The sequence below is a fragment of the Pontibacter toksunensis genome (assembly GCF_042686245.1).
GTDB lineage: Bacteria > Bacteroidota > Bacteroidia > Cytophagales > Hymenobacteraceae > Pontibacter > Pontibacter toksunensis.
The window spans coordinates 422,278-436,611 of record NZ_JBHUOX010000002.1; the positions used below are offsets into that span (position 1 = coordinate 422,278).

Annotated in this window: 11 protein-coding genes, 2 pseudogenes and 1 riboswitch; of the genes and pseudogenes, 7 read left to right on the forward strand and 6 right to left on the reverse strand. The window is 49.3% G+C overall.

What is annotated here, in order from left to right; translation table 11 throughout:
• Positions 1–7: 7 nt before the first annotated feature.
• On the reverse strand, positions 8–1,390 hold the full coding sequence (locus ACFS7Z_RS04600) for a sensor histidine kinase (protein ID WP_377481615.1): 1,383 nt from the start codon (positions 1,388–1,390) through the stop codon (positions 8–10).
• On the reverse strand, positions 1,390–2,070 hold the full coding sequence (locus tag ACFS7Z_RS04605; protein WP_377481618.1) for a response regulator transcription factor: 681 nt from the start codon (positions 2,068–2,070) through the stop codon (positions 1,390–1,392). Before ACFS7Z_RS04605 ends, ACFS7Z_RS04600 begins: the two co-directional genes overlap by 1 nt.
• 275 nt (positions 2,071–2,345) lie before the next feature.
• Here ACFS7Z_RS04605 and ACFS7Z_RS04610 point away from each other — a divergent pair.
• A pseudogene (locus ACFS7Z_RS04610) lies at positions 2,346–3,127 on the forward strand (cation diffusion facilitator family transporter).
• A 497-nt stretch (positions 3,128–3,624) separates the two neighbouring features.
• Here ACFS7Z_RS04610 and ACFS7Z_RS04615 read toward each other — a convergent pair.
• From ACFS7Z_RS04615 to ACFS7Z_RS04630, 4 genes and pseudogenes are all read right to left on the reverse strand, one after another.
• The gene (locus ACFS7Z_RS04615; RefSeq protein ID WP_377481622.1) at positions 3,625–3,984 is read right to left on the reverse strand and encodes a DUF1801 domain-containing protein; all 360 of its coding nucleotides are present in this window, start codon (positions 3,982–3,984) and stop codon (positions 3,625–3,627) included.
• Between the two features lie 197 nt (positions 3,985–4,181).
• Entirely contained in the window at positions 4,182–4,772 is a 591-nt protein-coding gene (locus ACFS7Z_RS04620) for a DsbA family protein (RefSeq protein ID WP_377481625.1), read from the reverse strand.
• Positions 4,773–4,935: 163 nt separating this feature from the next.
• Positions 4,936–5,088: pseudogene (locus ACFS7Z_RS04625) on the reverse strand (SDR family oxidoreductase); the annotation flags it as partial.
• A gap of 187 nt (positions 5,089–5,275) precedes the next feature.
• Complete coding sequence (locus ACFS7Z_RS04630) at positions 5,276–8,662, reverse strand: ThuA domain-containing protein (RefSeq protein WP_377481628.1); 3,387 nt, start codon at positions 8,660–8,662, stop codon at positions 5,276–5,278.
• Between the two features lie 507 nt (positions 8,663–9,169).
• Here ACFS7Z_RS04630 and ACFS7Z_RS04635 point away from each other — a divergent pair.
• From ACFS7Z_RS04635 to ACFS7Z_RS04660, 6 genes are all read left to right on the forward strand, one after another.
• Positions 9,170–9,784 (forward strand): hypothetical protein, encoded by a 615-nt coding sequence (locus ACFS7Z_RS04635; protein WP_377481631.1) that lies wholly within the window; start codon positions 9,170–9,172, stop codon positions 9,782–9,784.
• 6 nt (positions 9,785–9,790) lie between these two features.
• Positions 9,791–10,099 (forward strand): winged helix-turn-helix domain-containing protein, encoded by a 309-nt coding sequence (locus tag ACFS7Z_RS04640; RefSeq protein ID WP_377481634.1) that lies wholly within the window; start codon positions 9,791–9,793, stop codon positions 10,097–10,099.
• A gap of 146 nt (positions 10,100–10,245) precedes the next feature.
• The gene (locus tag ACFS7Z_RS04645; protein ID WP_377481636.1) at positions 10,246–11,490 is read left to right on the forward strand and encodes a hypothetical protein; all 1,245 of its coding nucleotides are present in this window, start codon (positions 10,246–10,248) and stop codon (positions 11,488–11,490) included.
• A 27-nt stretch (positions 11,491–11,517) separates the two neighbouring features.
• The gene (locus ACFS7Z_RS04650) at positions 11,518–12,069 is read left to right on the forward strand and encodes a hypothetical protein (RefSeq protein ID WP_377481638.1); all 552 of its coding nucleotides are present in this window, start codon (positions 11,518–11,520) and stop codon (positions 12,067–12,069) included.
• A gap of 121 nt (positions 12,070–12,190) precedes the next feature.
• A complete protein-coding gene (locus ACFS7Z_RS04655) occupies positions 12,191–12,910 on the forward strand; it encodes a hypothetical protein (RefSeq protein ID WP_377481641.1) in 720 nt (239 codons plus the stop codon).
• 146 nt (positions 12,911–13,056) lie between these two features.
• Positions 13,057–13,159: riboswitch (SAM riboswitch) on the forward strand.
• Positions 13,160–13,503: 344 nt separating this feature from the next.
• The gene (locus ACFS7Z_RS04660) at positions 13,504–14,223 is read left to right on the forward strand and encodes a phosphoadenylyl-sulfate reductase (RefSeq protein WP_377481644.1); all 720 of its coding nucleotides are present in this window, start codon (positions 13,504–13,506) and stop codon (positions 14,221–14,223) included.
• Positions 14,224–14,334: the final 111 nt, after the last annotated feature.

Genomic DNA, 14,334 nt, shown 5'->3' on the forward strand with positions numbered 1-14,334 from the left:
TGATGTGTTAAGGAATAAAAAGGTACGCCTGCGGAAGCTTCAGCCATACTTCGGTACCCTCGTTTATTTTTGAGTTAACACTAATAGTGCCCTGGTGAAGCTTGAGTATCCGCTCTGCCAGCGGAAGGCCAATGCCATGGCCTGTAATACTGCGCACGTTCTCAGCCCGGAAAAAAGGCACAAACACATGCTTCAGGTCTTCCTCTGAAATACCGATTCCTTTATCTGTTACTTCCAGGCACACCTCCTGCTTTTGCACAATTATACGCCCTGTTGCCACTTTACCAGATGGTGAGAACTTAACAGCGTTCTCCAGCACATTCAGCACCGCAACAAGCAGGAGTGCCTCATTGCCTTTCACAATCAGCCGGTTCTCATCATCCGGGAAGTTTGCAAAATCAATGTTGATGATGGCATCAGGCTGCCGCTTCAGGGCCTGGTCCCGGGCCATCCAAACCAGTTCATCAAAGCGAAGATAGTCTTTTTCTACTTTGGAGGAGTCTATACTGGCCTGTGCAATGTGCAGCAAACCGTTGAGGAGTTCGGCCAGGAGGCGGGCATCTTCCAGGGCAGATTGTAGCACGCGCTCGTACTCCTGCTGCTCCCTGGGCTTCATCAGGGCTACCTCCAGTTCCCCTATCATCACGGTGAGGGGGGTGCGTAGCTCATGCGAGGCATTGGACACAAAGGTGCGCTGCATTTCGAAGGCGAGCTCCAGTCGGTCCAGCATTTTATTGAATGTGTTCGCCAGCTCCGATACTTCATCTTTACCGTCTGCATTGCTCAGGCGCAGGTGCAGGTCTTTTACGCTCACCCGCTCTACTTCGCGCACCACTTCGGTAATAGGGAGCATGGCCTGTTTGGAGAAAGCCCAGCCTGCTGCCAGCACCAGCACCATGGAGCCAAAGAAGCCCACGATAAGAATCACTTTCAGGTGTTGCAGCTTTCGCAGGCTATAGGCATCCACAGAGGAGGCCAGCACTACAAAGTCGCCCTGGTTGTCGGGATAGTAGATTCCCACCACCTGCCGGGTGCCCTGCTCATACTGTAGCCGCTTCTGCTGTTTTATTTTATCTATTACCTCGGGGGTAGCCCCAAGCCTTCCATCTCCCTTCGCAAAAAGAAGCTCACCGTTAGCCCGCAAAACCCGGATAGCCTCATAAGGCAGTTCCTGATAATAGCTTATTTCATTCAGGTGGCGCTGTCTTGCATCTACTTCATCTGCCTCCAGCAGGTGGCTCGCCACAACAGAGGCCCTTCTGTCAATCCGGTTAAAGAAATCGTCCTGCCGGTAGAGTGAGGTAAAATAATAGACCACCAGCGAAAACAGCAAAAGTATCAGGGCCGAGATACTGGCAAACTGCAGGGTAAGCTTGGTTCTGATTTTCATTAGTTTTCCTGTTCCCTCAGCACATAGCCCATGCCCACCAGGGTATGAATCAGTTTGATGGGATGGCCTTTGTCTATCTTTTTACGCAGAAAGTTAATGTATACATCAATTACATTGCTGCCCGTATCAAAGGAAGTCTCCCACACCTGCTCTGTTATATCTATCCGCGACACAACTCTTCCCCGGTTGCGCAGCAGGTAGTACAGCAGCGAAAATTCACGGGCTGTGAGGCTCACCGCCTTTCCCGCCCTGTGCACCGACTTCCTGGCCACGTCCATCTCCAGGTCTGCGATACCCAGTTTTTCCCCTGATGCGTTTTCCCCGCCGCGGCGTGTGAGCGCCCTGATGCGCGCCAGCAGCTCTTTAAACTCAAAGGGTTTCGTCAGGTAATCGTCCGCACCCGCATCTAGACCCACTATTTTATCATCGGTGCTGCCTAATGCCGTCAGCATCACAATAGAGACACCGCTGTTGTGTCTGCGGATTTCCCTGCACACGTCCAGGCCGTTCATATTGGGCAGGATGATGTCCAGGATCACAATGTCATATTCGTTCTGCAGTGCCAGCTTCACCCCAAAAGTACCATCATACGCCTGGTCCACCTCATAAGTTTGCTCTTCCAGGCCCTTTTTTATGAAGGAGGCAACTTTGGGTTCATCTTCTATCAACAATATTCTCATAACGTTCTTTCAACCGGAATTCATTCTGTGTGTTATGATACGAAAGTAAGAGGAAAACACCGTTATCTGAAAAGCATCACTGCAACATAAATACAGCCACAGTCAGACAGCAGTGTAACATTAAATATCCATTATGCCGTTATTCGTTTTAAAGGGATGGCACAAGAAAAACATAATCATGCAGGTCACCACCACCACGATGCCAGCAGAATATAAAAGTCGCTTATTCTCTGAACTTAGGTTTTGCCATCCTCGACATTTTCGGCGGGCTTTGGATTAACAGTGTCGCCATCATTTCAGATGCCCTCCACGATTTGGGCAATTCTCTCTCCCTAATACTCGCCTGGTACTTCGAAAAGTGGCAAAGCGGCCCCGCGACCAGCAGTACACCTTTGGCTATAAGCCTTTTTCCCTGCTAGGTGCTGTCATCAATTCTGTTATCCTGCTCGTCGGCTCCTTCATTGTGCTTTCAGAGGCCATACCACGCCTCTGGGACCTAGAACCCGTGAATGCCGCCGGCATGGTGGGTTTTACCATATTGGGTATCGCTGCAAACGGAGCAGCCGTGCCGCGCCTGAAAGGCGGAAAGTCACTGAATGAGAAAACTGTAAGGCTTCATCTTTTAGAGGATGTGATGGGTTGGGTAGCTGTATTGATAGGCGGCATTATCCTGTACTTCTTTGATTTCTGGATCATCGACCTACCCCTTTCCGTTGGAATTACAGAGTTCGTGCTTTACAACGTGGTGCGTAACCTGCGCCAAAGCATGAAGATACTTTTGCAGGCAAGGCCATCGCATATCGCCCCAAAGGATGTAGAGGATAAGCTGGTGCAGTTGCCTGGAATCAGTTCCATACACGACCTGCACATCTGCCCCCTGGATGGTACCTATAACGTGCTGACGCTACATGCTGTGATAACGCCGGATATGCAGTTGCATCAAGCTGAGGTTCTGAAGAAAAAGGTGCGGGAGGCTATGGCCAGCATCGGTATACAACATGTTACGGTGGAGCTAGAAGCAGCCGGTGAAGCATGTAGCCATGAGGAAGCTGTTTAGGTAAGCAGGCAAAGGCAACACTGTTATGAGGCATATTTCTTTGCTTAGTGCAGCACTTGATAGTGATTTGTAGCTACTATTACCAAGTCGGATAAAGAGTATTCCATAGAAATAAGAACTTTTTTTGTCGGAGCTGCCGTAGTAACAGCCCAACCAGCGGCATTAACCCCACTGTTCTATAGCTATTGCTCTGTGCTCTCCAAGCCGAGGGCCCTCTTGAGAGAATCGCACTTGGAGTTTTCTGCGCCAGAGCGCTGCCCGAAGATGCGGCACCGAAAAATCTCCAAATAGAGAGCCCCTCCCTCCAGGCGCTCAACCTAAAGACTGAAATCTGTTTCACTCCGTGCCAAGGCATAATACAAAGCTCCTTCCATACAACGAAAGTTGCTGTAATTAAAAATTGCTTCCGCTGCTCTTGTAGAGGATAGCGGAAGCAATGATGTGTGAGCTGATTAGAGCTTGAACGAATGTAGGTTTTTTTGCAGGCTTTTTGGCGGCTAGTTTTGGTTTAGGTGTACAGCTTCCTTTATCAGTTCGCCAAAGTAAACCTCATCAATATCGGCTAAAGAGCGCACTTTTACATGCGGGTACTGACCATTGCGGCTAACCAGCCGGCGCTTCGGGTCTGTGAGTTCTTTGCCGCGGAAAAACCCGAAATGAATACCACTACGCGAAGAGGAAAAATAACAAACAGGGCCATAGAAGAAATAGCAGGCGCAATTCCACCGTAAAGTTTCTTCCAGGTGTGCTACAGAGGCGGCAACAATACGCCTCACTTCTTTTGCCAGCACTTGTTTTTCAGGCGCGAGGGACTCAATGTACTCGTCTACTTGATTGGTTGTAGTTCTGCTTCTCATAAAGATGTATGTCACTGGTAGGAGATAATAACTTAAATATACTAATATTTTAATATATACTCAAACCAGCCTCTTATGTTTCTTGTTATCCTATATTTATTTATTAAAATATATAAATATTTTTTACATAAATATCCCCCACTACTGTCGTCAGGCTGCAAATCAGCTGTTTGCCTGCAGAAACGGCAGGAAACGGACTAAGCTCTCTCCAGCACCTGCAACATACGCTGCTCCAACTGATCCAGCGGCACATACCCATGCGCAATTTTTTCTACCCCCTGCCCTGTCTGTACCAGCACACTCGGAAACGAAGTGGCTCCAATGCTATCCACATAGCTAAACTCCTCTTCCATCTGCCGCGCTATTTCTTCAGATTCAAACAGGGCCAGGAACAGATTCTCTTCTATACCGAACAACCCAACAAGCCGCACCAGTACCCCCGGGTCTTTCAGGTCGTGGCCATCAACAAAAAAGGCAGAGTGAAAGGCGCGCAGGACCTCCAGCAGAAGCTTGGGGCGTAATAACCGCACGCACAAGAGTGCCCGGCACGCAGGCTCTGTATTGTATATAAAGTCGCGCTGCTTGAAAAAACGGTAATCGAACGGCTGAAAAGTATATTCCTGTATCCGGTGCCAGCTCACAGCCAGGTTACTCTTCTCTTCAGGAGATAGCGGCTCAGTAGCGTGCGCGTACATATCTCCCAGCAACACCTGCACAATCAGCCTGCCATGCCACAGCGCACGCAGCCGGCGCACCACAGGAGTAAATCCATAGCTCCAAGGGCACATGGGATTAGTTACGTAGATTAAAGAAGGAGCTTGAGGTGCATATACCATAGGCATCAAAGTTTGCTCTTGTTTTACCGCAGGTAGCGGCTAAGAGTTTTAATTTTGCTTTATCTGTTCTTTATTGATTCTTTTGTTGAGTGGGAGCAATTTTACGCACCCTAAATTAGTTATAGATCATTTTCACCGACATACCCCTATCTATGGTGAGGCTCTGACCTGTTATGAATCCGGTCTTGTCGGAGCATAGGAACAGTGCGGCCTCTGCTATATCTTCTGGCGTGCCAACTCGCCCGATAGGATGCTGTTCCTTGTCTTCTTCAGAATGCTGCGGCGTGTAGTGCTGGCTTCTTTAAAGGGCTCAATCAGGAAAAGTACAGTGGCTAAATAACTCCGGAGGCGCTGGCACAAAGTTGAAAAGGCCTAGCTCCGGAAGTACATAGTTTAAAATAAAAAGAGGCTCCCTTTTGGAGGGAGCCTCTTTTAAGCATGTTATCGCCAGAAGTTTATTTCTTATTCATGGCAGTTGTTGAGTTCGAGTTAGGTACAAACTTTACCGTCTTCAGCACGTGGTTCTGGCCAGTTGCACCACCAGCGTGTTTCACAACAATGTAGACATCCTGTAACTTGTTAGCCGGCACATTCTGTAACGTGAGAGTGGCAGATGTAGGCTTTCTTTCACCGGCCAGGCTGATTTGCCCTTCTCCTATTTTCTTGCCATCCGGCTTGTCTAACCTCACTTCCACATTGTACTGGCTTGCCTCACCGTTTCCGATGCCTGTCAGTTCAATGCTGCCGATGTTGGTCAGGTCAAGCTGGTTGCCTTTCACCCAACCTGTCGTGCCGGGGAAAATCAGGTAGGTAGCTCCTTCGAAGGTTACCTTGTTAAACCCGTTGACAGAGGCGAAGTCAGCTGCGTCCATTGCACTGCTTCTGAGGTAAACGGCGTCAGAGCCAGCCAATGGTTTGATGCCAGTTCCGCCCTGGTCGGTATAGGTGGCAACAAGTTTCAGCACCGTGTTGTCTTTCTGCTGTGGGTCCAGTTTCGGCACTACCTGCCCGCTAGCTGGCAGCGACTTCCGTGCGTTGGCGGTGTTACCCAATGAAAGAATCCACTGCACAATCTGCTTTGCATCTGTTGGCGCCATGTTCGGGTGAGCAGGCATGGCTGCTTCGCCCCACACCCCGCTTCCGCCTTTGATTATCTTGTTTGTCAGGTGCTGCATGGCATCCCGGTCTTTCTGGTATTTCTGCGCTACCTGCATATAGGTCGGTCCGATAGACTTCTCATTTATCGCGTGGCACGCTTTACAGTCAGAGCTCAGCATTAGGTTTTTGCCCAGCATCTCCGCCGACACCACCTGGTGGCCCATAGAGGCCCCTGCCATATCTGTGCCTTCTACATAATCTACAGAAACAAACAGGTTGCTGTCATCCACTGTGCCGTCTTCGTCGGTTACTTTCACCTGGTACTGCACAGGCTGTCCTTCGAAGTAGAAGCTACGGTTACCCTGCACGGCAACATTTACTTTCGGCTGCTCGTTTCCGGCATACAACGACACTACGTTACTCTTGGTAGATGCATTATGCTGGTCAAACACTTCTACGCTGATGTTGTGGTCTCCCTTGCCAGCGAATGTATGGTTGATTTTTGGCTCAGTTGTTTCTTTCTTCTTGTCACCAACAGTCCACACATAGCGCAGCTTGTCATTCTCCGGATCTGTGGCCTCCACTGTTGCGGTAACAGTAAGCGGGGTTTTTCCGCTTATCTTATCAACTTCTACAGCAGCTACTTTCGGAGGTCGGTTACCTGCTAAATAATCTATTCTCAACAGGCCCGAGTCTTCGTTTTTCGCAAACCAGCCGGAGCCATACTCCAGAACATAAAGCTTGCCGTCAGGGCCTACCTCCATGTCTATGGGTGCATTCAGGTCTATGGTGGACATAAACGGCTCCATCTTCTCGAACTTACCGTTCTCATCCATGGTAACGGCTTTTATCCAGCCACGCATCCAGTCATAAATAAAGAGCTTGCCGTCATAGTAAGAGGAGTAGCGCGTCGCTTCCGGGAACATGTCTGAATAATAAACAGGGCCAGCCATGGCATTACGCCCGCCGGTGCCCAGTTGCGGGAAATCCGGTGATTCGGCGTATGGGTACCAGATAAAGGCTGGCTGAGCTGCCGGCAACTCCTGTAAGCCTGTGTTATTAGGCGAATTATTAACCGGTTTCTGAGGGTCAAAAAGTGGTCCTGTCTCCCCTTTGGCATAATCATACCGGTGGTAAGGGTAGTTATTCCCGATAAACAGAGGCCACCCGTAGTAACCAGCCTTGCGCGCCTGGTTTACTTCATCATACCCTCTAGGGCCACGCACCTGCAGGCTGTCAGCCCCGGCATCCGGTCCTACCTCGCCCCAGTAAAGGGCGCTGTTTTTCTGGTCTACTGAGATGCGGTATGGGTTACGGTGACCCATAGTATAAATTTCAGGGCGTGCCTTTGGGTTGTTACCCGGGAACAGGTTACCCTCTGGTATAGTATAGGTACCGTCTTCGTTTATTTTGATTCGAAGGATTTTACCTCTCAGGTCGTTTGAGTTGGATGAAGATCGGCGGGCGTCGTACTGCTCATGTCCCGGACGGTCATCTAAAGGCGCAAAACCATTGTTTACATAAGGCTGCCCCTTCTCGTTGAACGGTGTGGAGTTATCGCCTGTAGATAAGTATAGGACGTTACCCGGACCGAAGGCGATAGAGCCACCGGTATGGCAGCAGATATTACGCTGTGAGTAGAACTCCAGCATGATCTTCTCTGAACTTTCATCCAGTTGCCCGTTCTTGTACACAAACCTCGACAAACGGTTTACAGAAGTATCCGCCGGGCTGTAGAACATATAGATGAAATTGTTCTTGCTGAAATTCGGGTCAACGGCAAGTCCCATCAGGCCTTCCTCTGCATTCACATCAGGCACTGTAGTTTTATGGTAGACATTCAAAGCGCCCACTTGTTTCACATTACCCGTCTCCTGGTTATACAGCATCAGTTCACCACGGCGCTGCGCCACCAGGATGTCCAGGTTCGGCAGAATGGCCATTTCAGTTGGCTCAAAGAATTGCCCCTGGGTCAGTTGCACCTTCACAAAGCGGTCTTCTTCCGGTACACGCTGTGTCTTTACTTTTTCGTAATCCAGTTCCTGGTTTTCACCGATGGCATACTTAATACCTCCCGCAACATGCTTCAGGTACTGTGGGTCTCTGAAAGATTCCTCTGTGTGGCCTAAGCCCGTGTAGAAGGCACGGCCGCCGTCATACTCATGGAACCAGGCCATCGGGTGGTTGTCGCCGTTTGTGCCACCTTTATAAGTTTTCTCATCTATAGTGAGCAGCACGTTGGCGTTTGTGTTCAGGTTTTTAAACGAGTACCACTCATCGGCTCTCTCCCATTCCTTCGGCAGGTGCTCTGTAGCAGCATGATCCGTGTTTACTACATTTAAAACCGCCTTCTGTGGTTCCGGATGGCCGTTGAAATAGCCACCTACCAGCCTGCCGTACCAGCCCCAGTCGTACTCAGTGTCTGTTGCGGCGTGTATGCCCACAAACCCGCCACCCGCTTGTATGTATCGCTCAAAATCCGCTTCCTGGTAATGGTTCAGCACATCGCCGGTCGTGTTCAAAAACACAACGGCCGAATACTTCTTCAGAGAATCTTCATTAAAAAGAGCTGCATTGGTGGTTGTGTCAACTATAAACCCATTCTCCTCTCCTAACTGCATGAGGGCGTTGTTGCCAGCCGCAATAGAGGAATGATGGAAGCCACTGGTCTTGCTGAAGACAAGCACCCGGGGTTCACCAGAGCGTTTGTCGCTGCAGGAAAAGAGCGTAAAACTGCTTATCATAAATAAGCAGAAAATCTGTTGGAGGGAGATCTTCTTTATCATTTATTTTTCTGTAGGGATGTTATGATATATTCAAATGTGTTCTTCTGACGCAAAGACAAAGTGAAACGAACTGAAAACGCAGTGGGTAAAGAGTTTATTTTATCTGTCTGCAGAAGGGATAAAGTTCTTTTGCACAACTGGTTACACGATTTACCTGAGTAATCACTTCCTTAACCACAAAACAAGACGCCTTAGTTCAATGTGAAACAGGCTATAAGTTTAAGGAAATATTCTTGAAGTGCCAACACTGTAACTACTGCAGGATGCGCAGCTAACCCTTTATTAACTGTTCCCAGAATTGTAGATTAACACACTCGGTACCACACTAACTGCGACCTAAAACCACAGTAGCTCCTTTCAGAAATCTATCAGGAACTGAATGAATTCTGGTGAACAAAAAATTTAGCACCATTTTCTTGGCAATTAGTAAAGGCTTATTAACTTTGGAACACAAAGTACTTTAGTATGAACCAACAGCAAGACCAGTTAGCCGCCCTGCACGAGATACGCAGCATCATGGACCGCTCCTCGCGCTTCATCTCGCTCAGCGGGCTCTCGGGCGTGGCCGCCGGGGTGTCGGCGCTGCTGGGCGCCGGCGCCGTTCAGTGGTACCTGCTGGCCCGCGGCACCGACTACGCCCGCAGCCTGGGCGACGGGGAGGCGGGGCGTTTCCTGCTGGCTGCGGCCGGCCTGGTCTTCCTGGTGGCCCTGTGCTCGGCCACCTACTTCACCGCCTGCCGGGCCCGCCGCGCCAACCACCGCGTCTGGGACAGCCGGAGCGAGCGGCTGCTGGCCAACCTGCTCATCCCCTTGGGGGCGGGGGGCGTGTTCTGCGCAGCGCTGCTCTACCACGGGCTGGCGCTGCTGGTGGCCCCGGCCATGCTGGTCTTCTACGGCTGCGCCCTGTTCAGCGCCAGCAAGTACACCCTGGGCGAGATCCGCTACCTAGGCCTGCTGGAGATGGGGCTGGGGCTGGCGGCGTGCTTCTGGGTGGGCTACGGGCTGCTGGCCTGGACGCTGGGCTTCGGGGTGCTGCACGTGGTTTACGGGCTGGTAATGTATTACAGGCACGAGCGCTAGAGGCGGGTGAAAGCGTACCTGGAGCATATCAACAAAGCCTTCGAGAGCAGGGCACGGCTGGGCATCATGTCGGTGCTGATGGTGGAGGAGCGTGTGGACTTCAGCACGCTCAAGGACACGCTCCAACTCACCGACGGCAACTTGGCCAGCCACCTGCGGGCCCTGGAGGAGGCTGAGTACCTGCAGGTGGAGAAGCAGTTCGTGGGGCGCAAGCCCAACACCACCTACCAGGCCACAGAGACAGGTCGTGAGGCTTTTCAAGAGCACCTGGACGCCTTGGAGCAGCTTATTTTAAATAACAGGAAAGAGAACTGATATTTTTTTTGCGCCACTACTTTGCAATTCAAAGTACTTTAGGTAAACTAACAGAAAGACACAGACAAACCTGCAGCATCGGCAGCAGGTGGCACTGACTGGGCAGAACAGGTAATAGCGGCTAAAACATCTTAAAGTAAAAAACCATGAAAGACGAAATACTCACACATCTCAACGATCCGGGTCAACTCGAAAAATTGTACCGTAGTAACAAGGTGCATTTCAAGCGGGAGTTCAGCACCATATATCCGGAACTTAAAGGCACCGTGCTCGCTGATTTCTGGAACGAAAGACTGAACTACGAAAGCGACGACATTAACTGGGGCACCGGCAGGGAGCTGCTATTTGTGATAATTGCTGTACTGATAGCCGGCTTCATAGCCAAGCTACCTGGTATATTTTCCATTGAGGAGGATTTCTTTTACCCCAGGAACATTGGTTTTATCTTTCTACCACTCCTGACAGCCTATTTTGCCTGGAAAAACAACTTGCAGTTCAAGCAGGTTGCTACTATCTGCGGCGTAATGCTCGTCTCACTCATCTATATTAACATGCTCCCGGTATCCACCACAAGCGACACATTGCTCCAGGCGTGTATTCATTTGCCATTGCTGCTCTGGGTACTCTTGGGCACCGCCTTCGTAGGCAACAGCCTGACAGACTATAACAAACGGCTCGAGTTTTTAAGCTACAACGGCGACCTGATTGTCATGACAACCCTAATACTGATCGCCGGTGGAATCATGACAGGACTTACCATCGGGCTGTTTTCGCTTATCGGATTTCAGATTGAGGAGTTTTATTTTCAGTATGTCGCCATTTTCGGGTTGGCAGGAGCGCCCATAGTAGGCACTTACCTGACACAGACCAACCCGCAGCTGGTGAATAAAGTCTCTCCGGTGATAGCTAAGATATTCAGCCCGCTGGTTTTAATCATGCTCGTTATTTACCTGGTTGCCATCCTCTATTCCGGCAAAGATCCCTATAACGACCGGGAGTTTCTTCTCATCTTTAATTTACTCCTGATTGGCGTGATGGCCATTATCTTCTTTTCGGTGGCAGAAAGCTCCAAAAAGACTGAGAACAACACAGCTAACTGGATACTCTTTCTCCTGTCAATTATAACTATAGTTGTCAATGGCATTGCACTATCGGCCATCCTGTTCCGGATAGCAGAATGGGGCATTACACCAAACAGGCTGGCCGTATTGGGCGGCAACCTTCTTATCCTGACCAACCTTTTAATCGTAACAGCCAGGCTTTTCAAATCGTTGACAAAGAAGTCAAACATTGCCGGAGTCGGAAAATCAATTGCCCTATTCCTGCCCATTTATGGTGTATGGGTTACTATTGTCATATTCCTGTTTCCGCTGCTGTTTGGCTTTAAATGAAAAGCTGTAAATGTATAGACCAGTTAAATGCAGTTATCTTCTGAGTTGAAAGAGGCCATCAGCCACCTGTCTCACAAAGAGAAGGACAAGCTGCTTTTCCGCCTGCTCAAAAAAGACCCGGACCTGTGCCAGCGCCTGCAGTTCGAGCTGGTGGAGCAAGGTGAGACCTTGCAGGAAAGGCGGGAGGCAGTGGCAGCAGAAATAGAGCGGCAGGTAAAATATGAGGCGTACTCTCCGGGTTACCTGATGATGGATATGCGCTCCCTGAGTGGAGACATTACGCGCCAGATGAAGTACACCAAAGACAAAGAAGGAGAAATACAACTCACCTTGCTCCTGCTGCGCCGCTACCTGTCAGAACACATTGACTTTATTATAGCTTACCTTTACCGCGCCGACTCCCTGCAGGATTACATGGTAAAGCGCATGCAGGCGGTACTGCAAAAGCTGAGAAAGTTGCATGAGGACTTATATATAGAGTATGAGGACGATGTCAATTACATCCTGCAGCAGCTGCACCAGAAGGTGGCTCCCCTACAGGCACATAAAGCGAAGCTGCCCAAAGAATGGCCTTTCTAAACCTGGCATGCATTCTGTGCTTAGAAAAAGTCAGAATTTTCCCCTAACAGGTATCAACAGGAAAAGCGATAAAGCGTTATATTACTGATATTCCAACCTATGCTTTATAATGTAAAAGCCTATGAACACCCTACCTGCCAACTGGCTCACTGAAGGGCTTCTTGATTTTGAGTACAAAAAATATCTTTTGCTGGCTTACCTAAAAGCCGCCAGAAATGAATTTGGCAAGCAGCGCCTCTATCCTGTATTCTCTGACCTAATCATGCACTACCGCAACCTGCAACATGTAAAGGCACACAAGCAGTTGGTGTACGAATCGTTTCCACAGCGCATCAGTAGGGCAGATTTTGAAAAACTGGAGCTGGTATATGAGAAAATTGTGCAGGACGACGAGACGATGCAGCAGATAGAAGAGATCATACAGTATGCTGCCCCTCTCTTCAACGAAGCCCTCTCTGAAGGGAAAGAATTGTACGATTTTGTGGAGCGCCACCTCGAAATCACCCCTATCGGAATCACGCCCATGTACCACAACGAAGGCTACCTTTTCCTGGAGGCTTTTCCGGGCAAAGAGACACAGGTGTATGTATTCCGCATCACAGTATTTGAAAACACTTACGAGAAGTACAGGGGCATTAACACTGAGCACCTGCAAACGGTGCGGCGTGGGCTGGCGCAGACACATGAGCACCTGAAGGTGCAGTTGCTGCGGCAACGGCAGGAGTTTCCCAACCCTGCTACCTTTGCCGTCGTGTCCCGGATTCCAGTGCCGCTGGAGCACGCGCTGCTGCCCATAGCGAAGCGCTCACTGGTGAAATATGTGACTAAATTGGCAGCATAAGCGGCAATTTATTATTAAAATCGGAGCAGCTGCGGGTATAATTTTGCTGCTCCACAAATTTATTTTAACCTATTTAGTAGGCAGTTAAACATTTTTTGATGTAAATTTGTATACTTAATACGAATTGGCTTAACCGTCAAAAGAAAAATTTATAGAGAAGAGGCGAGAGAATAGGCTCTATGACCCTCTGGCAACCACCCTTTTGGGAAGGTGCCAAGTCCTATCCCGCCAGACCGGGGCATATAAATTTACAAGAAAATGCAAACAACAGCTTACTACACATCGTCCTCTTTTTCCGGTAGCATTTCTGCTGCCACAGTTCCTGCTCACACTATGCCTGCAGGTTGCTGTTGTTGTTGCTGTACAATGTGCTAGATTTTAAGTCTGATCTATAGATTTATCATATCTGCACCTCTGCCGTGTCAGGCGCTCCTGTATCCACTTCTCTTTATCTTATCATTCTGACACCCTGTTGTCCGCACTCTAGTAGATTTTCTGCTGCAGCGGGCACAAAAAGAAGAGAAGAATAGTTGTAGACCGGGAGCAATGACAAACAACAAATTCCATTTTCCCAAGATTTTAATTTAGTATACATGAACGATATATCTGCTTTAGAAACCAAAGTGCCGGCACTGCTTGCCCTTCTGGAGGGTAAAGGCATTGAAGAAAGCTTGGCACTGCTGGCCTCACAATTTGAGGGGCATGTTGCCTTCTCTACCAGCCTTGGCATCGAAGATCAGCTTGTAACGCATTATATATTTGAAAATAACTTGCCTATCCGCGTTTTCTCGCTGGACACAGGCCGTCTTTTTAACGAGACATATAACCTGCTGCATAAAACCAACCAGCACTACGGCAAAAAAATAGAAGTACTCTTCCCGAAGCATGAGGCTGTGGAGCAGATGGTGACTGAAAAAGGCACCCTGAGTTTCTATAACTCTGTGGAAGACCGCAAGCAGTGCTGCTTTGTACGCAAGGTAGAGCCCCTGAAGCGGGCACTGCAGGGGGTACAGCTTTGGATAACAGGCATCAGGGCCGAGCAGTCTGATGCACGTCAGAACTTACAATTGATTGAGTGGGACCCGGGTTTTCAGGTTATCAAGTACAACCCGCTCAAGAACTGGTCGCTGGACGCGGTTCGTGAGGCCGTGCGCCAACTCAACATCCCTTACAACCCGCTGCACGACAAAGGGTTCGTTAGCATTGGCTGCGCCCCTTGTACCCGCGCCATTGCCGAAGGCGAAGACTTTAGGGCAGGCCGCTGGTGGTGGGAGAGCAACTCTAAGAAAGAGTGCGGACTGCACGCCAGGTAAAAACATAAAGCATGATTTAAATTTGTTCTTCAGATGCAAAGAATTGATTTAAATCATGCTTTTACTATTAAGTTCCCTTAATTTTGCACCCAAATTTAAAATCGTTTCGCT